This is a genomic window from Bacillus pumilus (assembly GCF_003431975.1).
Taxonomy (GTDB): Bacteria; Bacillota; Bacilli; order Bacillales; family Bacillaceae; genus Bacillus; species Bacillus pumilus_N.
This window is the reverse complement of sequence record NZ_CP027116.1, coordinates 545,427-569,535: the sequence shown is the minus strand read 5'-3', so window position 1 is coordinate 569,535 and position 24,109 is coordinate 545,427. Positions and strand designations below refer to the sequence as shown.

General features: G+C 39.5%; 27 protein-coding genes and 1 pseudogene. 12 read left to right on the top strand and 16 right to left on the bottom strand.

Annotation, left to right across the window (positions count from 1 at the left end):
- Nucleotides 1-111 precede the first annotated feature (111 nt).
- Both C5695_RS02795 and C5695_RS02790 read left to right on the top strand, forming a co-directional pair.
- Nucleotides 112-507 (top strand): VOC family protein, encoded by a 396-nt coding sequence (locus C5695_RS02795; RefSeq protein ID WP_117728977.1) that lies wholly within the window; start codon nt 112-114, stop codon nt 505-507.
- On the top strand, nt 504-1,043 hold the full coding sequence (locus C5695_RS02790) for a GNAT family N-acetyltransferase (RefSeq protein ID WP_117728975.1): 540 nt from the start codon (nt 504-506) through the stop codon (nt 1,041-1,043). Before C5695_RS02795 ends, C5695_RS02790 begins: the two co-directional genes overlap by 4 nt.
- On the opposite strand, the gene C5695_RS02785 is transcribed toward C5695_RS02790, so the two are convergent.
- Nucleotides 1,040-1,309, bottom strand: coding sequence for a YesK family protein (locus C5695_RS02785; protein WP_117728973.1), 270 nt, complete (start codon nt 1,307-1,309; stop codon nt 1,040-1,042). The two genes, C5695_RS02790 and C5695_RS02785, sit on opposite strands and share 4 nt — an antisense overlap.
- Before the next feature lie 53 nt (nt 1,310-1,362).
- On the opposite strand from C5695_RS02785, the gene C5695_RS02780 reads away from it, so the two are divergent.
- Nucleotides 1,363-1,836 carry a GNAT family N-acetyltransferase gene (locus C5695_RS02780; protein ID WP_117728971.1) on the top strand — a complete coding sequence of 158 codons (474 nt, stop codon included), beginning with the start codon at nt 1,363-1,365 and terminating at the stop codon, nt 1,834-1,836.
- On the opposite strand, the gene C5695_RS02775 is transcribed toward C5695_RS02780, so the two are convergent.
- Nucleotides 1,828-2,616 carry a GNAT family N-acetyltransferase gene (locus C5695_RS02775; RefSeq protein ID WP_117728969.1) on the bottom strand — a complete coding sequence of 263 codons (789 nt, stop codon included), beginning with the start codon at nt 2,614-2,616 and terminating at the stop codon, nt 1,828-1,830. The two genes, C5695_RS02780 and C5695_RS02775, sit on opposite strands and share 9 nt — an antisense overlap.
- A gap of 161 nt (nt 2,617-2,777) precedes the next feature.
- Between C5695_RS02775 and C5695_RS02770 the strand changes: the two genes are divergently transcribed.
- Together C5695_RS02770 and C5695_RS02765 are read left to right on the top strand one after the other, a co-directional pair.
- Nucleotides 2,778-3,218, top strand: a complete 441-nt coding sequence (locus tag C5695_RS02770; protein ID WP_117728967.1) for a LytTR family DNA-binding domain-containing protein — start codon at nt 2,778-2,780, stop codon at nt 3,216-3,218.
- Nucleotides 3,215-3,631 carry a hypothetical protein gene (locus tag C5695_RS02765; protein ID WP_117728965.1) on the top strand — a complete coding sequence of 139 codons (417 nt, stop codon included), beginning with the start codon at nt 3,215-3,217 and terminating at the stop codon, nt 3,629-3,631. The genes C5695_RS02770 and C5695_RS02765 overlap by 4 nt, the downstream gene beginning before the upstream one ends.
- Before the next feature lie 44 nt (nt 3,632-3,675).
- Here the strand turns inward: C5695_RS02765 and C5695_RS02760 are convergent.
- The 7 genes and pseudogenes from C5695_RS02760 to C5695_RS02730 all read right to left on the bottom strand — a co-directional run.
- Nucleotides 3,676-3,842: pseudogene (locus C5695_RS02760) on the bottom strand (MFS transporter); the annotation flags it as partial.
- Between the two features lie 109 nt (nt 3,843-3,951).
- A complete protein-coding gene (locus C5695_RS02755) occupies nt 3,952-4,602 on the bottom strand; it encodes a response regulator transcription factor (RefSeq protein ID WP_117728963.1) in 651 nt (216 codons plus the stop codon).
- Nucleotides 4,603-4,608: 6 nt separating this feature from the next.
- Nucleotides 4,609-5,793, bottom strand: a complete 1,185-nt coding sequence (locus tag C5695_RS02750) for a sensor histidine kinase (RefSeq protein WP_117728961.1) — start codon at nt 5,791-5,793, stop codon at nt 4,609-4,611.
- Between the two features lie 103 nt (nt 5,794-5,896).
- A complete protein-coding gene (locus tag C5695_RS02745; protein WP_117728959.1) occupies nt 5,897-8,074 on the bottom strand; it encodes an MMPL family transporter in 2,178 nt (725 codons plus the stop codon).
- Between the two features lie 149 nt (nt 8,075-8,223).
- Nucleotides 8,224-9,255 (bottom strand): acyltransferase family protein, encoded by a 1,032-nt coding sequence (locus tag C5695_RS02740; RefSeq protein ID WP_117728956.1) that lies wholly within the window; start codon nt 9,253-9,255, stop codon nt 8,224-8,226.
- Nucleotides 9,256-9,385: 130 nt separating this feature from the next.
- Complete coding sequence (locus tag C5695_RS02735; protein ID WP_117728954.1) at nt 9,386-10,582, bottom strand: MFS transporter; 1,197 nt, start codon at nt 10,580-10,582, stop codon at nt 9,386-9,388.
- 31 nt (nt 10,583-10,613) lie between these two features.
- The gene (locus C5695_RS02730) at nt 10,614-11,219 is read right to left on the bottom strand and encodes a TetR/AcrR family transcriptional regulator (protein WP_117728952.1); all 606 of its coding nucleotides are present in this window, start codon (nt 11,217-11,219) and stop codon (nt 10,614-10,616) included.
- A gap of 206 nt (nt 11,220-11,425) precedes the next feature.
- Here C5695_RS02730 and C5695_RS02725 point away from each other — a divergent pair, with 206 nt between their 5' ends.
- Both C5695_RS02725 and C5695_RS02720 read left to right on the top strand, forming a co-directional pair.
- Nucleotides 11,426-11,878 carry a MarR family winged helix-turn-helix transcriptional regulator gene (locus C5695_RS02725; RefSeq protein ID WP_117728950.1) on the top strand — a complete coding sequence of 151 codons (453 nt, stop codon included), beginning with the start codon at nt 11,426-11,428 and terminating at the stop codon, nt 11,876-11,878.
- Nucleotides 11,879-11,934: 56 nt separating this feature from the next.
- Entirely contained in the window at nt 11,935-12,834 is a 900-nt protein-coding gene (locus tag C5695_RS02720) for an alpha/beta fold hydrolase (RefSeq protein ID WP_117728948.1), read from the top strand.
- Nucleotides 12,835-12,866: 32 nt separating this feature from the next.
- Here C5695_RS02720 and C5695_RS02715 read toward each other — a convergent pair whose 3' ends face one another.
- Nucleotides 12,867-14,015 carry a type II asparaginase gene (locus C5695_RS02715; RefSeq protein ID WP_117728946.1) on the bottom strand — a complete coding sequence of 383 codons (1,149 nt, stop codon included), beginning with the start codon at nt 14,013-14,015 and terminating at the stop codon, nt 12,867-12,869.
- A gap of 398 nt (nt 14,016-14,413) precedes the next feature.
- Between C5695_RS02715 and C5695_RS20875 the strand changes: the two genes are divergently transcribed.
- Entirely contained in the window at nt 14,414-14,671 is a 258-nt protein-coding gene (locus C5695_RS20875) for a UPF0715 family protein (RefSeq protein WP_395940527.1), read from the top strand.
- Between the two features lie 144 nt (nt 14,672-14,815).
- Here the strand turns inward: C5695_RS20875 and C5695_RS02700 are convergent, their stop codons facing one another.
- Complete coding sequence (locus C5695_RS02700; protein ID WP_117728941.1) at nt 14,816-15,577, bottom strand: SDR family NAD(P)-dependent oxidoreductase; 762 nt, start codon at nt 15,575-15,577, stop codon at nt 14,816-14,818.
- A gap of 183 nt (nt 15,578-15,760) precedes the next feature.
- Nucleotides 15,761-16,087, bottom strand: coding sequence for a DUF1433 domain-containing protein (locus tag C5695_RS02695; RefSeq protein WP_233230791.1), 327 nt, complete (start codon nt 16,085-16,087; stop codon nt 15,761-15,763).
- A gap of 54 nt (nt 16,088-16,141) precedes the next feature.
- Between C5695_RS02695 and C5695_RS02690 the strand changes: the two genes are divergently transcribed.
- Complete coding sequence (locus C5695_RS02690; RefSeq protein WP_233230790.1) at nt 16,142-17,557, top strand: lipase; 1,416 nt, start codon at nt 16,142-16,144, stop codon at nt 17,555-17,557.
- Between the two features lie 13 nt (nt 17,558-17,570).
- The gene (locus tag C5695_RS02685; RefSeq protein ID WP_117728934.1) at nt 17,571-17,870 is read left to right on the top strand and encodes a hypothetical protein; all 300 of its coding nucleotides are present in this window, start codon (nt 17,571-17,573) and stop codon (nt 17,868-17,870) included.
- A 92-nt stretch (nt 17,871-17,962) separates the two neighbouring features.
- Here C5695_RS02685 and C5695_RS02680 read toward each other — a convergent pair whose 3' ends face one another.
- The 3 genes from C5695_RS02680 to C5695_RS02670 form a co-directional block, all read right to left on the bottom strand.
- Complete coding sequence (locus C5695_RS02680) at nt 17,963-18,865, bottom strand: alpha/beta hydrolase (protein ID WP_117728932.1); 903 nt, start codon at nt 18,863-18,865, stop codon at nt 17,963-17,965.
- Nucleotides 18,866-19,061: 196 nt separating this feature from the next.
- A complete protein-coding gene (locus C5695_RS02675) occupies nt 19,062-20,501 on the bottom strand; it encodes a DHA2 family efflux MFS transporter permease subunit (protein WP_117728930.1) in 1,440 nt (479 codons plus the stop codon).
- A gap of 83 nt (nt 20,502-20,584) precedes the next feature.
- On the bottom strand, nt 20,585-21,154 hold the full coding sequence (locus C5695_RS02670) for a TetR/AcrR family transcriptional regulator (RefSeq protein WP_117728928.1): 570 nt from the start codon (nt 21,152-21,154) through the stop codon (nt 20,585-20,587).
- Between the two features lie 303 nt (nt 21,155-21,457).
- Between C5695_RS02670 and bglS the strand changes: the two genes are divergently transcribed.
- Nucleotides 21,458-22,189: a beta-glucanase gene (bglS, locus tag C5695_RS02665; RefSeq protein ID WP_117728926.1), complete on the top strand. Its 732-nt coding sequence runs from the start codon at nt 21,458-21,460 to the stop codon at nt 22,187-22,189.
- Between the two features lie 42 nt (nt 22,190-22,231).
- On the opposite strand, the gene C5695_RS02660 is transcribed toward bglS, so the two are convergent.
- Nucleotides 22,232-22,633 carry a MerR family transcriptional regulator gene (locus C5695_RS02660; protein WP_117728924.1) on the bottom strand — a complete coding sequence of 134 codons (402 nt, stop codon included), beginning with the start codon at nt 22,631-22,633 and terminating at the stop codon, nt 22,232-22,234.
- Between the two features lie 223 nt (nt 22,634-22,856).
- Between C5695_RS02660 and C5695_RS02655 the strand changes: the two genes are divergently transcribed.
- A complete protein-coding gene (locus C5695_RS02655; protein ID WP_117728922.1) occupies nt 22,857-23,906 on the top strand; it encodes an NAD(P)-dependent alcohol dehydrogenase in 1,050 nt (349 codons plus the stop codon).
- Nucleotides 23,907-24,109: the final 203 nt, after the last annotated feature.

Genomic DNA, 24,109 nt, shown 5'->3' with positions numbered 1-24,109 from the left:
CTCCTTCATCATGAATGACTTGTTCAACACCGTGATTCAATAAGGTATCCTCTTCAAGTAATGATATAATAAAATCAGTTCAATCAATGATCATACTTGGAGGAGAGACTGATGATACGACGACTTGATCATATCGTGTTGACTGTACAACATATGAAGGACACTATTCGTTTTTATACAAACGTATTAGGGATGAAGGAAGAAACCTTTGGAGAAGGCCGTAAAGCGCTTCGTTTTGGTTTACAGAAGATCAATCTTCATGAAGCTGGTCATGAATATGAGCGGACAGCGGCTCACCCACTTCCTGGCTCTAGTGATTTGTGCTTTATTACCGATTTAGATATGGATCGTCTGCTGTTGCACCTTCGCAAGCACGTGGTTCCTATTGAAGAAGGTCCAGTCAGACGCACAGGTACATTGGGTCCAATTGAATCTGTTTATATCCGCGATCCTGATCTGAATTTAATTGAAATCTCTCGATATATAGAGGAGGGTGATCCGTCATGACTCGTATATTTTTGAGACCGATTGAAGAGCAAGATTACCCTGGTATTCAAAGAGGATGCCTGCATGCTGAAACACTTTACATGACAGGCACACGCAAAACGTTCACACTAGACGAAATCCGTTCAGCCTATACCCGCTTTTTACTAGATGACAGTAGACGAGATTTTGCCATTTGTCTGCTAGACACGAAAGAAATGATTGGGGATGCGGCAATTGTGGACATTGACCCAATTAATCATACGGCAAGCTTGCGCATTGCGCTTCATGGGCCAGAGCATTTCCAAAAGGGCTATGGTACAGAAGCTGTCCGAATGGTTCAAGCATTCGCCTTTGATACATTAGAACTCAACCGTCTTGAGCTCGAAGTCTTTTCCCACAATCCAAGAGCCTACAGAAGCTATGAGAAAGCCGGATTTCAATATGAAGGAAAAAGGCGCCAAGCGCTTCATATCAACGGCACATATTCAGATGTGATCATCATGGGCATCCTTCTTGAAGAATACAAGCAAATGAACAATGGAGATGCCCCTGCTTAGGAAGGGTCACCTTTTTTAAAAAATTGAATCCCTGTGACGATGATCAAACAAATCACGGAAGAGAGAACGATCGACACGCTTGATACACTTAGCGCCATGCCTTCCCATCTGCCGATGAAGAAACTAGATAACAATAAAATCAATCCAACAAAAATGAAGCAAATCGGCAGGATCAGACCCGCATGACGGTGTCTACGTCTTTTCCCTGCCCACAATGAGAGGCTCAGAACAACGATTGTAAAAATAGCAGTTTGTAGCCAGAACATGTTGTTTCAACTCCCATTCTCTTTTTTATCTTATAACGATGGAGGACATTCAAATGAACATTAGATCCATTCAACAAAAGGACAATCCGTATATCGCAGCGATTATCCGTCAGTCACTAGAATCAGCGAATCTAGCGATTGAAGGAACAGCCTACACTGATCCCCACCTTGACCAGCTGTTTGAATACTATCAATCACTGACTCATGCAGCCTATTGGATTGCTGAAGAGGATGGTGAGATTGTAGGCGGTGTAGGCATTGCCCCATTTACAAAGGACATATGTGAATTACAAAAGCTTTATTTAAGTCCAAAGGCACAAGGAAAAGGTGCGAGCAAAAAGCTGATGGATACAGCGCTGCAATATGCCTCTACATACTACGAAGCATGTTATTTAGAAACCCGCCGAGAATTAACTGCGGCTACAGGTCTTTATCAGCGTTATGGCTTTTCTCTTCTGACAGAACCGATTGAAGGCTCTGAGCATTCTGCAATGGATGCTTGGTATCTCAAAACCTTCTCATCTTGAGCCATAAAACAATCGATAGGTTTTTGTCCGCTGAAAGCCTAGCTTCTCTGCCAGTTTGATTGAAGCTAGGTGATGGACATCGCAATCCCAATACGGTGTCCTCTTTTTTTCGAGACAGATGCTGATCATATGCTGAGCTGCCAATAGCGCCAAACCCTTTCCCCGGCAGACTTCATCTGTCCAAATATCTATCTCCGCACGACCTTCACTTGAAAAAATAGAGACACATTCACTTACCACATTCTCCCCATCTAAGATGGCAACTCCGATTCCTTTTGATAGAAAGCGAGCTGATTCTCCCCAATACGCTTCATAATAGCTAGGAGGAAAAGACCTGCTTGCATGGATCACCTGTTCATCTGTCCGTTCTACTCTATAGCTTGGATGAGGCGCAGTGACATGAGAATGTGACTGCGGAAAAACGTACGCATGTCTTTCCATCTCATTCAAATGTGGCCCAAAGTATTTTTTCATCATCACATCTGTTAATTGATTCGCTGAAAATACGGTAAACCGTCCGTTTTGTCTTCTCTGCCTTTCATAAACATCCATAATGAAGGCCGAACAGCGTGACAGCTCCGCTTCTCTCTTGCCTGCAACATAATAAATGCCGCTTGCAGTTTCGAGAAAATAAACAAAAGGACGCTCTGTATCATCTACATAAAGATGTCCTTTTATGAACCCCTCCAAGACCGCATCTACAAACACTGGATAAGCCGGATCCATTTGGCGAATTCCTTCTTTCATCGACGATGCCATTTGCTGCTTCAAGAGATGCATAATGCCCCCTTTCCAAACATACTCTTTCCTTCCATTATATATAAAAAGCTGCGTGCACGCAGTGACTCTTTGCAACAAAAAGAATTCTTCTGCATCAAAACAAAATTCCTTCGCATTCGCTTCTATCTATTGCTATGCTCATTGTGAAAGGAGGTTTATGAATGAAACTTCGTTTTATCTGGAATCAAGAAAAGGATGTGACGGAAGTGGACGTCATTAGCCATCCACATAATCAAGAACGTTTACAAAAGATCGAAGCAATACTGGAAACACATCCTTCTTTGACGGTAAAAGATCCAAAAAACGATCGTCAATCACTTTTACCATTGGAACAAATTGAAGCGATCTCTGCGCTTGGACATATGTCAAAGGTTCTCACTGCCAACGGGCAGACGTATTTTTTAAACAAACGTTTGAAAGACCTGAAATGGTTAGAGAACGAACATTTCTTCCGTATCAATAATGCAGTCATCCTCAATTTAGCACAAGTTCACAGCTTTGTGGCTGGTACGTACGCTCGCTTAGAAGTTGAGACTATGTCGCAAAACAGCTATACAGTCAGTCGTCATTACGCGAAATATATAAAGGAGCGATTCAAATGATCAAAGAAATGAAAAATCAATTTATGCAAACATCTTTTGTCTCCATTGTGTGGCTGACACTTATTCTGTCAATGACAAACCGATCAATCACGATCCCCTTTGGGTACGTGTGGCACATCATCGCCATTGGCACATTGGCAGGTATTGTATTTGGAGTCATATACCCTTTACTATGGAACTACTTTACCTTCCCTGCCCCTGTCAATATTCTCATCTCCACCGCTGTCAATTTAGCCTTTCAACTAGGAGCGGTCGCTTTATATTCGACGGCACTGCTTGAATTGATCATGCCTTATTTCATCGGCATTGCCTTTCTGACATTGGCTGGTCATATCATTGCCTTTCTGTTTTACAAAAAACATCAAAATCAAAAAATGGCCCAGGCATTAAATCGCCTGAAGCCGCAGTCATAAAAAAGACAAAGGGCTAAAATAAACATCATTTTAGCCCTTTGTTATTATTCTGCTGCTGCCTCTTCTGTCACTTTTTCCTTCCAAATAAGGGTTAAGCCTAATCCGAGAAATAAGACAACACCTGCGAATAGAAATGTATATTTTGATCGAATAATATGTCGCCAAGTGCAGGGTCAAAGATCGTACCATTACTTATGTAGGTAGAGTTCATTTCCCTACACATACTAAAACCGCAATCTTAAGAGACAATAAATCACTTGACGCTGAAACTTAACAGGGTAATGTTTCTTTTCATCGTCTCATATGATCATTCGCTCTCTCTAAAAATGAATCATCCCTAATTCTACTGCTGCTTTAATTGCTTCCGCTCTTGAAGTGACCTCCAGCTTTTGATAAATATTTGTTAAATGAGCTTTGACAGTTCTCTCGGAAATCCCCATATCAAATGCAATTTCCTTACTTCGAAATCCTCTAGCCACTGCTTGCAAGACAAGCATCTCTTTTTCAGTCAGCATGTTTAATTCTTTTTTCAAATGGTTCGGAGTCACTTGATGCTCTTTTGATTCAAATACCTTAGCAGCGACGTTTGCTTGAAGAAGAATATCCCCTCTGATAGCTGTTTCAATTGTATAAAATAAATTTTCCCTGCTGGCATCCTTTAAAAGATAGCCCTTTGCTCCAAGTTGCAGCCCTTCAATCATTAATTTCTCTTCGTTATAGGTAGTGAGAATCAGGACCGGTACTTTTAATTGAAGAGACTGCATCTCTTTTAGCATTTCAAGCCCACTCATATTAGGCATGTTGAGGTCAAGTAATACAAGGTCTGGAGCCTTCTCTTTCAAGACATCTAATCCCTTTGCCCCATCCTCAGCTTCACCAACAACATCAAATCGTTGATCTGTCTCAAGAATTAATTTTAATCCTTCTCTAACAACAAAATGATCATCGACAATCACAATTTGATAAGACATTGTTTTTTACTCCTTTTTCAAAGGTATGGTTACCGTCACTTGTGTACCCTCACTTTTTTCACTTTTTAAGTGTAGCTGTGCATCAAGCAGTCGGGCACGTTCTGACATACCAATTAGACCGTAATGCCCGGAAGTGAATTCTTGTTTTTTCTCATCAAAACCCACTCCATTGTCTGTGATTTGCAAGGAGATGTGATCATCTTTTTGCTCCATCATCAATTCGACCTTACTTGCTTTGGCATGCTTGGCAATATTCGTCAAACATTCACTGACGATGTATACGGTATGTTCGATGAGAAAAGGGGACACTTGATAGGAGACAGCCACTTTTGTATGAACTGGAATATTCGTCGCCGTCATAAACCGCTTCACTTCATCTTTCACAGAATCAGCTAAGTCATATTGATCCTGGCTATATTTCCGAAGATCGTCGATGACCAATCTCGCCTCAGCTAATGTTGTCCGCGCATGTCTCATAGAACCTTTAATAATGCTTTGAGCACGCTCAACATTCTGATTCTCTAAATGTGCATGGACCGCTTCTAACTGCATAATAATACCTGCCAGTCCTTGTGCAAGTGTATCATGTAAATCTCTCGCCATTCTTTGACGCTCATTTGCAAGTGTCAGCTCTTCCACTTGTTGATGTGCCAATTCAAGTTCCTTTAAAAATGTTTGCGTACGAATTCTTGCTTTGACTTGTCTAAAAAATAAAATGGAGTATGCGATGACCACAATTAGAATCAAAAACAAAATAGGAATGTATACCGTCAAATCATCTGTATCATTGACCAAAATAAGGGCAAGAAAAAAAAGGACATAAAAACTAAGCCCTGTCAAAATCACCTTCAATGTATGATAATATACCCCAATACTTTGCGCAATTAGTACTGGTAACAGGCCAATTAAAATCACAGGAGAAGCCGCCTGCATGACTGAAACACAAAGTAAAATTACAATTCCTTGAATCAGAAAATATACCCATGGATTCTGCTGAAACCAGTAAAATGACCACCAATGCAGAATCAGATGTATGGCAATAAGTGCAGAAAAAAACAGGCCAGAAAGTGCTACTGGGGTGGTTAAAGACTGAAATATCATTGCTGCAATATAAACAAGGATGACCCATAATAATGTTGGAATCCGCGAATAGATCATTTCATTAAAAGGGTCTACCCGTCGTTTCGCCATAAATAATCACCATCCGAGCCTCATATTCACTCAAAAAATACCGCCCACCCTTTATCGAGGTAATGGCGGTATCATCAATCATACCATGTAAGACTATCAGTGACTAAATCACCTTCTCTTCTTTCTCATCTTTCTGAGAAATAGACTCACCTTCAATGTCTATACGTGGAAGCCAGCTTTCGAACCATTTGGGTAAGTACCAAGCAGCTCGTCCGATCAGCATCATACAAGCTGGGATAAAAGTCATTCTTATGACAAATGCATCAAACAGAACACCGAATGCCAACGTTAACCCCATTGTTTTAATGATCAAGTCATCTGCAAAGATAAAACTAGCAAAGACGAGGATCATGATTAAGCCTGCGGCAGTCACTACTCTTCCACTGTGCTTCAAACCTGATACAACGGACTTTTTTGCATCACCTGATAGAAGGAAATCTTCTCTCATTCGACTGACTAAAAAGACCTCATAATCCATTGCGAGACCAAATAATATTCCTGTCACTAGTACAGGCATAAAGTTTAACAATGGGCCACTTGCTGGTATTCCAAACAATGGCGCAAGGTGTCCATCCTGTAAAACAAAGACTGAAAAACCTAGTGTAGCGGTCAATGTCATAAGGAATCCTAAAACCGCTTTTAATGGAACAAGGAAGGATCTAAACACAAGAATCATCAAAATCAAAGCAAATCCAATAATGACTCCTGCAAATTTCGGTAACGCTTCACTGAGTCTATCTGAAATATCGATATTAACTGCCGTAGAACCAGTAACAAGTAATTTCGTATCATACTTTGCAGCAGTTTGACTAGATTCATTTCGTATATCTTTGACTAATTGCTTTGTCGCCTTATCTTCTGGACCGCTTTTCGGTAAGATGGTCAACATGGCGTACTTACCCGATGGATTAGGAACAGCCGGTGCCACTTGTTTGATGCCACCCATCTTCTCTAATACTTTTGTTGTTTTCTCAATAGATTTCATTGCGTTATTTGCACGGGAGGCATCAATGATAACAACCAGTGGCCCATTAAACCCTTTACCAAACCCTTCTGCTAACAGGTCATAGCCCTTGCGTTCAGTTGTTTCCTTCCCCTTCATACCGTTATCAGGAAGACCCAACTCCATATGAAGTGCTGGCCAACTGAGTAGACCAGTCAATACAATGACACCTAGGATGATTTTACCTGGATACTTTTTGATAAACCTTCCCCAAGCTGTTGTTTCTTCTTGTTGTTGAGATTGTAATTTAGAGAACCATTTATTCTTTCTTGAAGGGCTTACTTTATCACCAAGAATCCCTAGTATCGCAGGAACAATTGTCAGAGACACAAGCATAACTGATAGTACCATGAATGCAGCTACAAGACCCATCACGCCTAAAAATGGTATACCGACTAATACAAGTCCGCATAGTGCAATCACGACGGTAACACCTGCAAACAATACAGCACTGCCTGCTGTAGCAACAGCTCTAGCAGCTGCTTCTTTCAATTCGTAACCCTCTGCTAATAACTGTCGATATCGAGAAATGATAAATAATGCATAATCAATTCCTACGGCAAGTCCAATCATCACAGCTAATGTAAGACTAAATGCAGACATATCAACAAAATTTGAGGTAATTAATATGCCCATCACGCCGATTATTAACCCAATGACAGCCGTCAAGATCGGTAGTCCTGCAATCAATAGTGAAGCGAAGGTAAAGGCTAAAATAAAGAAGGCCATGACAATACCTATGACTTCCGATATCCCGCCTACCTCAATTTTTGAGAATGGGACAGAGCCGCCTAATTCTGTTTGGATGCCAGCCTTTCTTGAAATCTTAATACTATCTAATACTTTCTCTTTTGAGGATGCTTTTACCTCACCCGCCTTCACCCGGTATGTAATATCCGCATACCCTATTTTCTTATCTTTACTAATAGCAAATGTCTGATATAAATCCGTCACTTGCTTGACTGCTTTATCCTTTTTGACTTCTTTGATCGTTTCGTTCAATTTATTTTTTACTTTTTTTGTTTCTAATGTTTCGCCCTTAGGTGCTTTAAAGATCAGACGAATCGTCCCACTATCATCACCTGCTGGGAATTTTTTCTCCAAGAGATCCATTGCCTTTTCTGACTTTGTTCCTGGAATCGACATATCTCCATTAAATGAAACACCTGTCCCTATTGTTGCCGCCACAACAGCTACTAAAACAAGTAACCAACCGATAATCATCCGTTTCGGCTTAGAAAAAGCACTTTTTCCTAAACGATATAAAAATTTTGCCATTCACTTACTCCTTTTTCTTCAACTTCATGAACTTCATCTTTTTATTCTAAGCAATGAAATGATCGATTAAAATTGTACTTTCGGGCAAAAAGCACTGTACTTTTAGGCAACAAAAAAAGGGCATCTTCTTAAGATCCCCTTTAAATCGTTTATGAGGCGACTGTTTTTCGTCTCGTTCTGTTGATTTTACCGACAAACATATAGCCATATTTATAATGATTTGCTAACCGAGACAATAGGATAGGTCCAGCAATTGCAAGTGTTGATATTATGAATGTCCCCACAAAGAATGGATAATCTTTTAATTGTCCCCATAGTAACACAGAGATACCTAGAAAATACCCGTGAAGCAAATAGATGGTGAATGAATATTGACTAATGACAGCTACGAAAGGTGGAACGCTTTTTACTTTAGAAAACAAGAGAAAGCATAAGAAGACAATACTGATTGTATAAAGAACAACATCTGGCCTCTTAGAAGAAGGCTCGAAAAAGCCTACATATGTATTGCTTAGAAGAGTCACTGCTGAAATCAGAACAAGTCCATACACAGCATACTTAAAATGATGAAGTCTTGTGATAAACTGCTGATAATTCACTCCACAATAATAGGCTAAACAAAAATAGAATAACCAACCTGGAAATGGAATCCATTCTAAGCCGAACATTGGATTAGGTAATTGAGGTTGTGGGATTTTGACGAGGTTCATGACACTTAAATAACCAACTGTGATGATAAAGGAGATCGGCAATACCCATTTGGCTGAGGTACGCTTAGCCATTTTGTGAAAAAACATATGCAAAAAGTAAAATTGAAAAATAATCAGAACAAAATAACCAATATAATTTCCCAATAAGACATTTGCTGAAGCTCTTTTAAAGAAGTCAGCTGCCCCTCCATTTAACGATGCCGAATGCAAAAACCCATCGACAATCCCAATAAATGCAAATGGGAAAAAGATGGCTTTCACTCTCTTCCACATAAATCCTTTAGGTGTACCATTTGGATAAGAATGCGCCAATAAAAACTCAGAAATGAAAATAAAACTCGGTGTACTGAACATGAGTAGTGCTACAAGAATAGATGATGATTGTGGGCTAGATAAAATGGCTATTGCATGAATGAGCACAACACTCAAACACGAGATACACCGAATATAAAAAATCTCTTTAATTTGCATTAAAATCCTCCTCTAGCATATTGGTAAAACATGTATTATATTAACATGAATAACACCTCATCAACAGGGACTTTGTGATTACTTTAATACTCTATCCACAGGAACAAAAAAAGAGCCCTAGTTAGAGCCCTTAATTAGATACTACCGTCGCCTTCCCCTTCCAAATAAGAGTTAAGCCTAATCCGAGAAATAAGACAACACCTGCGAATAGAAATGGGAAATGTATATTTTGATCGAATAAAATACCACCAAGGGCTGGGCCGAATATCGTACCGAGACTTGTGTAAGTGGAGTTCATCCCTGCGACGAATCCTTGCTGATTGCCAGCAATTTTTGATAAGAATGTCGTCAATGCCGGACGCAATAAATCAAAGGCTAAGAAAATGACACATGTGACGATAAGCACAACCATAAAGCCTGACACGACAGTTGAAACAAAAGCGAGGACTGCTCCAACAATTAAGCATAGCTGAATGACTCGTTTCTCCCCAAGAGCATTCACCATTTTACCAAACACGAGCACCTGGATGATGACCGCTACAATTGAACTAACGGTAATGATGATCGCAATATCCTTCGGACCAAATCCAAACTTATGATTTGTAAACAGGCTGAAGACCGTTTCATACGCAGACAGTCCAAACGCGAGGACAAACACAATGATAAAAGCGATGAGATAGCTTGGATGGATCGATTTTTTCAAATCTTTAAAGAAGGTGGATTCCTTCACTTGATCCATTTGCTTCGCTCGCTCTTCTTTTGTTAATGGCTCCTTGAGCATAAACATAGACGAAATAACGGCTATAAACGCAATCCCTGCTGCAAAGAAGAATGGCAGGCGCACGCCGTATTCTGCAATAAATCCGCCAATGCCCGGGCCAATGATAAATCCGGTACTTATGGCCGCTGACACATAGCCCATTGCCTTTGATCTTTCTTGAACGGTCGTAATATCGGCGACATATGCAGTGACAGCCGGCATGATAAACGCTGCACTAATGCCGCCTAGTAGCCTTGCAAAATACAGAACGTACACATGTGTTCCAAGACCGAAGACGAGCTCTGATAACGCAAATAGAAACAATCCTGACACAATCATAATCTTTCTTCCGTAGCGGTCTACCCATCTCCCTGCAATAGGTGATGCGATGAGCTGAGCAACGGCAAACGCCGCCACAAGGTATCCCATTGTACTCCCTGTTAGATGCATGACATTCATAAATAGCGGCATGACAGGAATAATGAGACCGATGCCTAAAAACGCAATAAATATATTACTTAATAAAATAACGAGTACTGCTTTTTGCTCACGAATCGGTTTTTGCATGATGTTTGTTTCCCCTTTATTGATTCAATTGTTACTCATGATGGTTGATTCCGTGAATAATCAATGAGATCGCTTGTTTTTGTAATTCCTTTTTCTCTTGGATTGGATCATTTTTATACAACACATCTAATCCGTAAAAAACGGATAATAATATTTTCACTGTTGACTCAACATGCTGAATCGACCAGCTACCATCTTCGTTTCCTTCAATTATAATATCTCTCATCACATCATCAAAGTCGGCATCAATCTTGTTCAGCCGTTCCATGACCTCGTCTGATGTAAAGGCACTTGCACAGAATTCCTCGCTTGCTCTCATTAATGGGTAGTTAATGCCCATTTGACTGAGCAGCTCTGCAAATCCTCCGAGCTGATCAATGGCCCGGTGCATCGTTTGTTTCTCCTGATGCCACGTCTCCATCATCAAGCGGTGATCCTCTTCCATGATATGAAGGAACAAAAACTCTTTTCCTTTAAAATGATGATAAAGATTCCCTTTACTCACCTTAGCAGCCTCTAAAATATCTCGTACAGATGTTTCCGAATACCCTTTTTTTGCAAATAAATCACGTGAAGCGGTAACAATTTTTTGCTTCGTCTTCTCACTTTTTTCAGTCCCGCTTCGTGCATTTGTCATTTTTTAACAATCCCTTTCACCTTGCTTTTCTTCACATGAACAGATTAAAACCGACCAGTTGGTTTATTTTTTTATTATAAATGGATCTTTTTCAAAATACAATGAAAAAGTCATTGAAACAATCACTTATGCCATTTCTTAATTTAATTTTTCTTAATATTTAACTTCACTTAACTATAATCATTGCCTATAATGAAATAGAGGTGATGTCATTGGATGAGGAAATCATTCATTACGGTAAAAAGATCATTGAATACTCGAATGCACTAGGCTCAATTTATGTAGAAGAGTATCAACGATTTTTAAAACATGAGTATGCAGATTTATCAGCCAAACAAGAGTTGACACTTGAATTATTACGCACAAAAACGAGAACCATCAACGAACTAGCTGATTACTTTTCCATTTCGGCAAGTGCCGCTAGCCAGCTTGTATCAAAGCTTGAACAACTTGGCTATGTCAAACGAGAAATTAATCCACATAATCGGCGGGAAATCATTGTTGATTTTGCTCAAAAGGGTCATGAATTTCACAAGAATACAGAAGAAATTCAATTGCACCTCATTCAAAAATACTATGCGAAGCTTCCAAAAGAAGATTTAAAAACATTATTGTCTCTATACGAAAAAATCTATCAGATTGCGAAAGAAGCGCCTTGATCTGGTGTTTCTTTCTTCAACATTTAAGTTAACTAAACTATTAAAGGGATGAAAGTATGGATCGCATTCATTTACAAGATGGACGTCATATTGGTTTGTGTGAATACGGGGATCTAAAAGGATTTCCAGTATTCTTTTTTCACGGAACCCCTGGATCAAGAGTGATGTTTTTAGATAATGACCCGATTTCTAAAGAGCTCGGTGTTCGTCTCATCTGTTTAGACAGACCAGGATTTGGTTTATCTACCCCTCAACCTGAACGCACGATTTTAGATTGGGCAAAAGATGTGTTGGAAGTAGCAGATCATCTCGGCATTCACTATTTTTCAGTGATGGGTGTATCTGGAGGCGGCGCATTCGCTGCTGGCTGTGCTTATCAATTGCCAAATCGAGTTCTTTCAGCCGCTCTGATTTCAAGTACAACGCCATTTCAGGACGGAAAGCCGCCTAAAAGTATGCTCAAAGAAAACAAATTGGCTTTTTTCCTCGGTAAGAAGTTCCCTTGGCTATTGAAAGCAAGCTATCGTTCTCAGAAAAAAATGATAGAGAACAAACCAGAGAAATTTAAGAAGTTGGCCAAAAACGGGAACAAACATTTACATCCATGGGATCGTCAATTCCTGCAAACCGATGAGCAGTTAGAGATGATGATGACACATTTACACGAAGCCATTCGTCAATCGGTAGATGAATGTATTCATGAACCAGATTTGCTCTCGCGTCCGTGGGCATTTGATATGAAGGATATTCAAATCCCCGTAGATGTCTGGCATGGAAAAGAAGATTCGATGGCTCCGTTTGTCGAAATAGAAAAAATGGCGCCAAGCATTCCAAACGTCAAATCCAATTATATCAATGAAGCGGGACATTTTCTTACGGATGTAGACGATATTTGGCGAGATATTTTACTCTCTTTAAAAATACGTGCAAAAGAACATTATCAGGAGCACGCATAAAAAAGACCCGAAGCTTCGGGTCCCTTTCTTCATTAATACTTTTCATAAAATGTCTGCACTTTACTTGGATCTTTTGTCTTCGTTAGAGCGAGCATAAGTAGAATACGTGCTTTTTGTGGATTCAATGAATCCGATGTGACAAAGTGATGTTCATCATCCATTTTTTCGTGGGTCACAATCCCATTCCCCGCACGGCTTGATCTTACAAGAACTACGTCTTTCTTCACGGCATCAGTTGCCCCTTTGATCGCTTCTGTTGACATCGTTCCATTTCCTGCTGCGGCAACGACAATCCCTTTCGCTCCTGCTTTTACTGCTGCATCATACATATATTTTTGATCATTTTGATAGCCATATAAAATATCCACTTGTGGTAATTCTTTTATGTTTGATACATCAAATTCACTGTCTGACGTATGTTTTCTAGTTGGTTCGTTATAAAAGGAAACCACTTCACCAGCAACTTCTCCAATGTACCCATGCTCAAGAGACTTGAAGGAATCAGTTGTTGTCGTGTTTGTCTTTGTAATAAATCGAGCTGATGCAATGCGATCATTTAATGTGACCATGACACCTTTGCCTTTGGCTTCTTTTGTGGATGCAATTTTCACAGCATGATACAAGTTTAACGGGCCATCCGCACTGATAGCCGATGCTGGACGCATTGAGCCAACGACTACGACTGGTTTATCACTTTTGACAACCAAATGTAAAAAATAAGCGGTTTCTTCAAGTGTATCTGTTCCATGCGTGATGACAACCCCATCGACTTGATCATCGTTTAAGAGTTTATTAACTCGTTTGGCTAATTTTAAAAGCAAGGCATCATCCACATTTTCACTGCCTACGTTCGCTACTTGTTCACCTGTTACGTTTGCAATATCCTTCAGCTGAGGGACTGAAGCAATAACTTTATCGATGCCAAGTGAACCAGATTTATACCCTGTCGTATCTGTATCACTGTCTGAACTGCCAGCAATCGTCCCGCCTGTCGCTAATACCTTAATATTAGACAAGGACTTATTCCCCGTTTCAACCGCTGTTGTTTTATCCTTTGATTCATTAGATGTGCTTTCTTTTTCGCTTTGATTTTTTTCTTGTGTACTTGTATTGGCACAAGCTGCTGTCGTGAGTAATAAAACAGAAAGAAAGACAGCACCTACCCATTTTGTTACGTTCATTCGATCATCTCTTTTCTTATATGTGATGGATTCAAACCCATATTTATCTATAGGGTTTACTTTATACTATTCCTTCATTCATCAGCATGAGGCGAAAGTGGGAGAACCAAATAAAGGGAAAAAGATCGTGATTTTAAAGATTTCATTATATCTTAATACCTATATTCGCCATTTCACACTTCATGATATCGGCGGTTTCATCTACTGCTCATTCAATAAAGATCCCTATGCTCCATCATCAATTGATGATAAAATATAGTGAAATTTTCAAAAAGGAAGTATATAGATTGCGCTCACATCAACCATTTCTCAACATGTTCATGACACTATTCATCAGTTCCTTTTTCCTCGGCTTGTTCGTATGCTTCTACCCACCTATTCAGGGTGAGCCTGCGTTTTTGCTGTTTTACATCCCTATCTTTTTTGTGTATTATTTCGTCTTTGCGGCTCCTTTGCAGTTGTTGTTTTCTTTGCAGCCAAAGGCCTTTCATCCTCTTTATCTAGCTGCTTATTTATTGATTGCAATGGTTGTCATGCTCTTTGTCATTGATGGTATTGATAGCTCGGCATCTGTTCCTATCGTCATGATGAGCAGTCTCATCTACTGGATCTTTGATTCTTTGTTTTATCAAAGAACGCTTAAAAAAAACACCTAATGCAAAGGTGTTTTTAGCTGCTCTAATATGTATTCACAGAAATCCAAATACGCTTAAGAAGGAAGTCTTTCGAATGGTTACTACACCGTCAATCATGACATAAAAAAATCACCGAGGAGGTCTATCCTCAGTGATATGTAATCTTTATTTCATACTTGTACCAGCATGTGAAAAAATCGGATCTTTCAATTCAAAATCAAATGTCTTCCCATCAACGATACCGACTGTTTTTTCACTATCATAAAGCTCAAGCAGACAGGCTGCCATTTCTTTTGATGTATGATATTTCTTGATATTTCCTTCATATTCGAATTGATCAACGTCTAATGAACGCTTTGCAAATTCTGATTCTGTCGCGGAAGGTGCTAATATTTTTGCCTGTAACTTAGCTCCTCTTTCTTTCAATTCTAGTGCCAGTCCTTCTGTAAAGGCGCTCACGTAAAACTTCGTCGCTGAATAAGTGACGGCATTGCCGACGACTGTATAGCCCGCTCTCGAGGAGATGTTGATCAGCTGAGCGCCCTCCACTTGCTCATAATCACGAACAAATAACGTGGATAAGATCGTTAAAGCTTCGATATTCAAATGAAGCATATCTCCAATTTTTCTTATATCCTGTTCACCTATTGAACCAAAATGACCGAACCCAGCATTATTAATAAACGTATCCAGCTCATATTCAGCCAAAGACTCATAAAATGAAGACACTTGCTCCATATCTGTTAAATCGACAGATTGTACGTCTACTTTGATATTGGGATATTGATCAATTATTTCTTTCTTCAGTTCTTGGAGTTTATCAAGCCGGCGCGCTGCTAAAATAAGGTTTTTGCCTCTTGCCGCAAAGGCTAGTGCCGCCTCATATCCAATACCTGAACTCGCTCCTGTGATGACTGTATAGCTCATTTGATATCCCCCTTTTAGGTACTTATCGACTATTTAAAACTAAATTATTATGTAAACAGCTCCACATACTTATACTTAATTCTCACAACCATTCGAATAATGTTAGCGATTGATTGTAATTAATTTTGGGAAATTCACATAATACGAAGCCACCTGACAAAACAAGAAACACAATATTTGGTCTTATTTTTCTTCTGCATCGACAACAGCTACTCCAATTTTTTTATTTGTAGGATCATATATTCCAGAAAATTTTTTATTTCTATCATTATTTAAATACCCTGTTACTTCTACTCCGCCAGTTGGATCAATATCATATTCACTTGAGAAATCAATTTGTTCAATAGATTGATATCCTTCTTTAATATACCGTTCCATATGTTTCTTTGCTTCAATTACTAGAGTTTGTTCTTTATCTTTTACACGCTCATTCTTATCGGATTCTAGCTTCATAATAAATCCTCCAACTGCTATAATAAACACCAACAGTAATAATATGGTTTTTTTCACTGAATATCACCCTTTAATATAATTCTACATAAAATGAAAGGATTTGTATATATTTTGAAAGAGACTCAAAAGCGCTCAAATCTATCAGATGAAGAGTACTTTAGATTAAGCGGTCTGGCTTATAATGATAAAACAATTTCATTACATAAAGAAACAAAAAAGCCTTTAAAGGTTAATGAACATTCTTATTGGTTTATAGATAAAATTGAAAAAGATCAAGATACAGGACTTGATGCTATAGTCTTAGTTCAAGCAAAAAAGAAAAATGGTAAATGGATTAAAACAAATACACCTGAAAATGTTGTCATATCTTTCGCTGGAACTGATCCAAAAAATCAGCTTGTTCAAGATGTTATAAAAGCTGATGGAGGAAACGTTGTAGCAGGGCTTCAAACTAAAACTAAAACACCCTATATCGTTAAAAAAGAGACAAAAGATTTTACTAAAACCATTACGAAATATACTGGTTCTCCAGGACAAGAAGCTATGCTTAATAGCGGTGACTACAAACTCATCACAAAAACCTCTCAATTCGATCAATCTGATCAGCTCGTTAAAGAAGTAAAAAGAAAGTATGCTGATCGTAATACAGTTATATCAGCAACTGGTCATTCACTAGGTGGAGCAGAGGCTGATTATGCAGGAGTGATTAACGGAGTCTATTCAGTTGGATTCAATAATCCATCTATTGTAAAGCTTCATGACAAAGAGACTCAACAGAAAATAAAAAATGGTGATTTTAGAGCAATGAATAAATCCATTATTAACCCAGATGACATGGTTGGTGCCGGATGGGGACTTGAATATGAGCGACACAACGGAACAACGATTTATACAAAAGATCCATCTGAAGCAAGACTAAAGAGAAATAAACGTTTAAAAACTGCCGCTTTGTCTGGTTCGCTTATACCGATAGCAGCGGACTTTATCATGCAAGCACTTGGAATTGATGACACCCATGCTATAAGCGAGTCTAATTTCAAATTCGATCAAAATGGCAATATCATCAATATTGACGGAAGTAAAGATGTATACAATCGTGACTTGGAAACTATGACCTCTTATGCTGATATGAATGGTCAAACAATAAAAGTCGATCAGATTGTTGCAAAAAGATTGGCTGAACAACTTACTTTAGCATTAGAAGAGTTGAAAAACGTAAAAAAAGAAGTAGAAGCATTTCCAAGAGAACACAGTTTAACAACATACAAACTTTCCAATCAATTCAAAAGCAAACTAGATCAATTTGAACAACTTGGGCCAACTGACGTCGATCAAGCCCTATTGGAAATAGCACCATATATTGATAAAGGAACACCACTTTTTTATGCTAAAGAGGAGCAGTACAGTTTTGAAGCTTCATTGCATTATATGATTCAGGATCTAGAAGAGATAACCGAATTCATTGTAAAAATGGCAGAAAATTTTACAGAAAAAGATAAAGAATTAGCAAGATGGCTAAGATTATAGGAGGTCATAATTAGTGCCTGATATGAACGCTGAACTAGAAATGATAAAAAAAGTCCAACAACAAAATGAGTTAAAAAGTCAGTTAAAAGCACAAGCAAAAACTGATGTAGGCTCATTAAAATCAGATATTGCAAAAGCGACAAAACTAACAGCATCGACAAAAACGATTGCCCAGACATATTTAGCCCTATTTTCATCATTTGAAGGTAAATCACTTGATGCATTAGTGGATAGACTAAATCAAAATGCACAAAAAACATTACAAGTTAAGCATGATAGAAAAGCTTTTATGAATAGCATTAGAACTAAATAAACGAAATCATCAAGTAAATTACAGTTGTAACAATCAAAAGAAAGAAAAGCACAGGAATGTACCTGTGCTTTTCCTATTTATATAAGAAACCATTAAGATCTCTGTTCAAACGCCTTCTTCAATTGATCGCTCATCAGATGCCAAGCCTCTTCAGCTATTTCTAAATCTCCGGCATGTGTGAAGGCGTGAGGAACTCCTTTAAACTGTCTGTATGTGACGTCTATCCCTGCTTCTTTTAACTTGTCCGCATATTGCTCTGCTTCTTGAGCAAGCGAATCTCTCTCAGCTGTGATGACGAGAGCTGGCGGCATTTTCGCCAAGGATGAACGTTCTGCAAAAATCGGAGAAACGAGCGGATTGTGCGGATCTTGGCCTTGCAGATAGAAGGCATTAAAGAGTCTCGCCATTTCAACTGGGATCGCTTCTTCGAACGCTGGCTTTTGTGCTGGATCAGTGGCTAAATCAAGCGGCGGATAATCAAGCACTTGATAGACAATCGGGAGTGGGTTTCCTTTTTGGATATTTAATAGACAAGCAGCCGTTGCTAGGTTTCCTCCTGCACTATGCCCGCCAATGGCTAATCGGTTAGGATCTATTTGAAGCTCATCAGGATGTTCATAGAGCCAATTCAGCACATCGTAGCATTCATGAAGAGCCGCTGGGAAAGGATGCTCGGGTGCCAGCTGATACTCTACATTGACGACGACACATTGCGCCCTGTCTGCAATGACTGGACACCAGTGGTTATCCATTTCAGCACTGCCTAGAATAAATCCTCCGCCATGTAAATTCACAAAAACAGGAAGCGTCTGCTCTGATGTATTGACCGGCTTAAATACCCATACCTTTGTTTCACCAGCACTTGTTGGAATATCATATTCCATTTTGTTCACTTCAGGAGGATGGACTGGTTTTAGTTCCGATTGACTCGGTAATGAACCTTCAGATGGTTGACGTAATGACGCAGCGATTTTGATTTGTTCTTCTAAGTTCATGTTCTCAGTCTCCTATCTTATTTATTTCTTCTTATCTCATTCGTTTCTTTTTGCTTTTTTCCTTCTATTGCATTAGCAACACTTTCGTATTGATTCACTTATTTATCTATCTCCCCATTTTCGCACGCTTTGAAACAAGCATTGGGCAAATAAAAAAAGCACTGCGGCGCTAAGTCCTCAGTGCTTTTCATCCATTTTATGAAGCTTGCTGTTCTACCTTCACTCGTTTAATGAAGAAAGCGATGATCAAACCAACGACGGTCATGATCACAGCAAAAATAAATGCATGCTGAACGCCATTTGTAAAGGCGAGCAGCTGGTTTACTGGATTTGCGGGATCAGCCACATTTTCCATAAAGCTTCGAGCTCCTGATGAAAGGATGGAGATTCCAACCGCTGTACCAATGGCTCCTGACACTTGCTGCAATGTATTCATAATCGCTGTACCATGCGGATATAGCTCTGGCGGCAGCTGATTTAAGCCATTTGTTTGAGCAGGCATCATGATCATCGCGATTCCGATCATTAATGTAATATGAAGGGTCACAATGAATCCTATCGACGTATTTACACTTAAATTCGTGAAGCCAAACATCGTCGCTGCTACGATGGCAAGACCTGGGATCACAAGCCATTTTGGTCCAAACTTATCAAATAGTCCACCCATAATTGGAGATAGCAATCCGTTGATAACTCCACCTGGCAATAGCATTAAACCTGCAGTAAATGTAGATAGTGCCAAAGATGTTTGCAGATACAATGGCAAAATCATCATAGCAGACAGCATCACCATCATACATACTAAGATCAGCAGTAATCCAATGACAAACATCGGATATTTAAACGGGCTTAAGTTCAGCATTGGTTCCTTCATATTCAACTGTCTGAGAGTGAATACAAGAATTCCAATGACACCTACTACAATTGCAACGATGACATGCATACTGCTCCAGCCGCCGCCTTCACCGGCACTGCTAAAGCCATACACAATCCCTCCGAAACCAATGGTTGAAAGCACAATCGATAAGATGTCGATTTTCGGTCTTGTTGGTTCCGTAATATTTTGCATAAAAATAAAACCAAATACGAGTGCAGCAATTAATAACGGAAGTGAAATCCAGAAAATCCAATGCCAGCTCAGAGATTTTAAAATAAGACCAGAGACTGTTGGGCCAACGGCCGGTGCAAACATGATCACAAGACCAATAATCCCCATAGATCTGCCTCGTTTATGAGGCGGAATAATCACCAAAATCGTATTAAACATCAATGGAAGAAGCAGTGCTGTTCCGACTGCCTGCACAACACGTGCCACCATTAAAATACTAAAGACTGGCGCAACCGCTGCGATAAAAGTTCCAATGATTGAAAAGACGAGCGACGTAATAAAAAGCTGTCTTGTTGTAAACCATTGCAGAATGAGTCCTGAAATCGGTACGAGAATACCAAGTGTTAATAAATAGCCTGTTGTCAGCCACTGAGCAGTCGTCGCTTCAATTCCAAAGTCTAACGTTAAGCTTCTCAGCGCCATATTAAGTGCTGTTTCACTGAACAGACCAATAAAACCAGCTGTGATAAATGAGATAATAATAGGCAGCGTTCGAATATCAGAAGCTGCTGTTTGCTGTTTGTTCATATAGTAATCGGCTCCTTTTCTTTTTCAATTTTGATCAATCATAGGAAGTCGGGCTAGTCAGAAATGAGCCACTCCATTGTCTATTAAAACACAGATAAAATTTGTTTTTCTGCAGCAAATTGAGCGATTTTTTCAATTGAATAACCAGATTCATGGATATAAAACATCAGTTCAGGTGTCATCGGAGAGCACATACATAACGTCGTCAATTCAATATCCTGTATGTTTGCTTCCCCTTTTTCTTCTGCTTCCTCCAGCAAATCACGAATGATTTGTTTAAGCGATTGACTGTAATGACAATCATATACTTTACTCGTCTGCTCTAAATTCCCAGAGATTGTGAGCATCCGAATCCAATCTAAATGATGACCGACGATGAGATGAATTTCTTCAAGAACATAGCGTAAACGCTCACGTACCGGCTGATCACTGATTTTACTCAAGTAAAGATGCAAAGCAGGGATCAGTTGTTCAAATCTTTCTCCAAGGATAGAAAGGCACAAATCACTTTTATTGGCATAACGGCGGTAAAGAGTACCCTGCCCAACACCAGCTGTTTTCGCAATTTTATGCATGCTGACATTTTCCACGCCAAATTCCTGAAACAAAGAAAAAGCGACCTCTTCAATTTCCTTCCCAATATCCTTTTCCATCATGCTCCACCTTCTTTACCTTCATCCACATTGCACGTATCTCTATGTGTAAATCAAAACTCTTTTGTTTTCATTAGGACAATTGTCCCGGTATTATCTTACGGACAACTGTCCGCTTTGTCAATCATTCTTTAGTAAATAGCTTGAAAAAGATGATTTTCTTTCGTAACTTCCTATGAAACAAGAGAAGAATCTAGCAAAAAATCCTCTTTAATATCATATATTAGACCGATTTTCCAATTTGAGAGAATCATGTATGATCAATAAAGAAAACGCTTTCAAAAAGGAAAGGGGAATGCCTACATGTCTTACCGTGTAAAACGAATGTTGATGCTGCTTGTCACTGGATTATTCTTGAGTTTGTCCACATTTGCTGCAGGTGCCTCGGCACAAACGGGCGGGTCGTTTTATGAACCGTTTAACTACTATAATACGGGGTTATGGCAAAAAGCCGATGGGTACTCGAATGGAAACATGTTTAACTGTACGTGGCGTGCAAACAATGTCTCCATGACGTCATTTGGAGAAATGCGTTTATCGCTCACTAGTCCCTCCTATAATAAGTTTGACTGCGGAGAAAACCGTTCCACTCAAACTTATGGATACGGGCTGTATGAAGTCAACATGAAACCAGCCAAAAATATAGGGATCGTCTCTTCGTTTTTCACTTATACGGGACCGACTGATGGTACGCCTTGGGATGAAATTGATATCGAATTCCTCGGGAAAGATACGACAAAGGTGCAGTTTAACTACTATACCAATGGTGTAGGAAATCATGAAAAGATCATCAACCTTGGCTTTGATGCAGCAAACTCTTATCACACATATGCATTTGACTGGCAGCCTAACTCTATTAAATGGTATGTGGACGGACAATTAAAACATACGGCCACTACTCAAATTCCTCAAACACCAGGGAAAATTATGATGAACCTGTGGAATGGTGCAGGTGTCGATGAATGGCTTGGCTCTTACAACGGTGTTACACCGCTCTACGCACATTATAACTGGGTGCGTTACACAAAAAGATAACCACATCACAAAACCTGTGACGCGTCACAGGTTTTTTTTCATTTAAATAGAGCTGGTTTTTAGTTGATGAACCAGCTTTTGTTCATAGCTGTGGATAATATCTTCATAACTTTCTATCTTATAATCTAACCGCTTAATCGTCTCTTCAATTTCTTTTTGTTTTTCCACAAGTCTTTCTCTCTCATTAACCAAAATACTTTTCCGAGAGGACAGCGTATGATCCTCGCCCTCGATAAACAGGGCCGTATATTCTCGAAGTGCATCAATTGAGAGACCGGCGTTTCTCATACATTTGATAAATTCAATCCACTGAATATCCTCGTCAGCATAATCACGAACTCCGTTTTCATCACGCCGAATCGGTCGAATTAACCCAATATTCTCGTAGTATCTGAGCGTAGCAGTGGATAAATCGAGCTGCTTGGCGGCTTGTGCTATTTTCATTGTTTTCACCCTTCTCTTTTGCTCTCACCTTATGAAATTCCTTCTTCTCATCATCTCCAATTTGAAAGAGAACGCAAGATGCTTTTGACTCAATTCTATCTTCAGGGATGATACAAAAGCCTGTATTCATGATAACAGACAGTTCTCTGTTGACTTAGAGTTCACTTTAAGACGTACAGTATAGAGGAAAGAATCGAATTTATTTTTGAAAGGATGATCAAGTATGTGTCAGACGCACCAATCAAACGTTTTAAGTGTTTCGCATGCAAAAGCGAACTTTGAACGGACAACCATTGAACGAAGAGCGCTACGTCCACATGATCTTTTAATTGATATTCAATTTAGCGGAATCTGTCATTCAGATATCCACAGTGCTTTTGATGAATGGGGCGGAGGTATTTTCCCAATGGTCCCGGGTCATGAGATTACTGGAATTGTTGCCGCTGTAGGTGATGATGTGACAAAATTTCAGATCGGAGACCGTGTAGGCGTTGGCTGTTTTGTTGATTCCTGCGGCACCTGTGATTATTGCCAAAATGGAGACGAGCAATATTGCAAAAAAGGAGTCGTTCAAACCTATAATAACCTTGATTATGACGGGGAACCGACTTACGGCGGCTACAGTCAGAAGATTGTCGTGACTGAGCGATTTGTTGTCAGCATTCCAGAACAGCTATCCCTTGACGCCGCAAGTCCTCTTCTCTGCGCTGGCATCACTACTTATTCACCGTTAAAGCACTGGAAGGCAGGGCCTGGTAAAAAAGTCGCCATCGTCGGAATGGGCGGACTCGGCCACGTGGCGATTCAATTCGCACGTGCTCTTGGCGCTGAGGTTACAGTATTGAGCCGCTCTTTAAATAAAAAGGAAGAAGCACTGTCATTTGGTGCAAAAGACTATTTTGCGACAAGTGATCCTGATACGTTTCAAACACTAGCCGGTCAGTATGATCTGATTCTCAATACGGTCTCTGCCAATATCAACGTAGACGCCTATTTATCCCTACTTCGTGTGGATGGAACTTTGGTAAACGTCGGTGCACCACCTAAACCCGATCAATTCCACGTCTTTTCATTGATTACTGGCCGCCGCAGCATTGCCGGTTCACTCGTTGGCGGCATCCAAGAAACACAAGAAATGCTCGATTTCGCAGCTGCTCACGACATAGCACCACAAATTGAAGTCATCAACGCAAGTCAAGTTGATGAAGCTTATGAACGTGTGCTGAAAAGCGATGTGCGCTACCGGTTTGTAATTGATATTTCGACATTATGATTGGATTCTATTTGGAAAGACTAGCCCAATGGCTGGTCTTTTTTAATGGTGGATATTTTGTTTTTCTTATAGCGAGGATACTTGAAGGCATGTTCAAAAAATCATGGATCATCACATCCAAAATTTCTTCAAAAAAATCGCTCTTTTTTAGAACTAAATTTATTGACAATAAATAAATAAACATGTTATTATTAAAAATTTGA

Bases quoted from the DNA above. Each gene is read 5' to 3' on its own strand.
- C5695_RS02795 (WP_117728977.1), top strand. From the start codon at position 112: ATGATACGACGACTTGATCATATCGTGTTGACTGTACAACATATGAAG.
- C5695_RS02790 (WP_117728975.1), top strand. From the start codon at position 504: ATGACTCGTATATTTTTGAGACCGATTGAAGAGCAAGATTACCCTGGT.
- C5695_RS02785 (WP_117728973.1), bottom strand. From the start codon at position 1,309: ATGTTCTGGCTACAAACTGCTATTTTTACAATCGTTGTTCTGAGCCTC.
- C5695_RS02780 (WP_117728971.1), top strand. From the start codon at position 1,363: ATGAACATTAGATCCATTCAACAAAAGGACAATCCGTATATCGCAGCG.
- C5695_RS02775 (WP_117728969.1), bottom strand. From the start codon at position 2,616: ATGCATCTCTTGAAGCAGCAAATGGCATCGTCGATGAAAGAAGGAATT.
- C5695_RS02770 (WP_117728967.1), top strand. From the start codon at position 2,778: ATGAAACTTCGTTTTATCTGGAATCAAGAAAAGGATGTGACGGAAGTG.
- C5695_RS02765 (WP_117728965.1), top strand. From the start codon at position 3,215: ATGATCAAAGAAATGAAAAATCAATTTATGCAAACATCTTTTGTCTCC.
- C5695_RS02755 (WP_117728963.1), bottom strand. From the start codon at position 4,602: ATGTCTTATCAAATTGTGATTGTCGATGATCATTTTGTTGTTAGAGAA.
- C5695_RS02750 (WP_117728961.1), bottom strand. From the start codon at position 5,793: ATGGCGAAACGACGGGTAGACCCTTTTAATGAAATGATCTATTCGCGG.
- C5695_RS02745 (WP_117728959.1), bottom strand. From the start codon at position 8,074: ATGGCAAAATTTTTATATCGTTTAGGAAAAAGTGCTTTTTCTAAGCCG.
- C5695_RS02740 (WP_117728956.1), bottom strand. From the start codon at position 9,255: ATGCAAATTAAAGAGATTTTTTATATTCGGTGTATCTCGTGTTTGAGT.
- C5695_RS02735 (WP_117728954.1), bottom strand. From the start codon at position 10,582: ATGCAAAAACCGATTCGTGAGCAAAAAGCAGTACTCGTTATTTTATTA.
- C5695_RS02730 (WP_117728952.1), bottom strand. From the start codon at position 11,219: ATGACAAATGCACGAAGCGGGACTGAAAAAAGTGAGAAGACGAAGCAA.
- C5695_RS02725 (WP_117728950.1), top strand. From the start codon at position 11,426: ATGTCATTGGATGAGGAAATCATTCATTACGGTAAAAAGATCATTGAA.
- C5695_RS02720 (WP_117728948.1), top strand. From the start codon at position 11,935: ATGGATCGCATTCATTTACAAGATGGACGTCATATTGGTTTGTGTGAA.
- C5695_RS02715 (WP_117728946.1), bottom strand. From the start codon at position 14,015: ATGAACGTAACAAAATGGGTAGGTGCTGTCTTTCTTTCTGTTTTATTA.
- C5695_RS02700 (WP_117728941.1), bottom strand. From the start codon at position 15,577: ATGAGCTATACAGTCATCACAGGAGCGAGTTCAGGTATTGGATATGAG.
- C5695_RS02680 (WP_117728932.1), bottom strand. From the start codon at position 18,865: ATGAACTTAGAAGAACAAATCAAAATCGCTGCGTCATTACGTCAACCA.
- C5695_RS02675 (WP_117728930.1), bottom strand. From the start codon at position 20,501: ATGAACAAACAGCAAACAGCAGCTTCTGATATTCGAACGCTGCCTATT.
- C5695_RS02670 (WP_117728928.1), bottom strand. From the start codon at position 21,154: ATGGAAAAGGATATTGGGAAGGAAATTGAAGAGGTCGCTTTTTCTTTG.
- bglS (WP_117728926.1), top strand. From the start codon at position 21,458: ATGTCTTACCGTGTAAAACGAATGTTGATGCTGCTTGTCACTGGATTA.
- C5695_RS02660 (WP_117728924.1), bottom strand. From the start codon at position 22,633: ATGAAAATAGCACAAGCCGCCAAGCAGCTCGATTTATCCACTGCTACG.
- C5695_RS02655 (WP_117728922.1), top strand. From the start codon at position 22,857: ATGTGTCAGACGCACCAATCAAACGTTTTAAGTGTTTCGCATGCAAAA.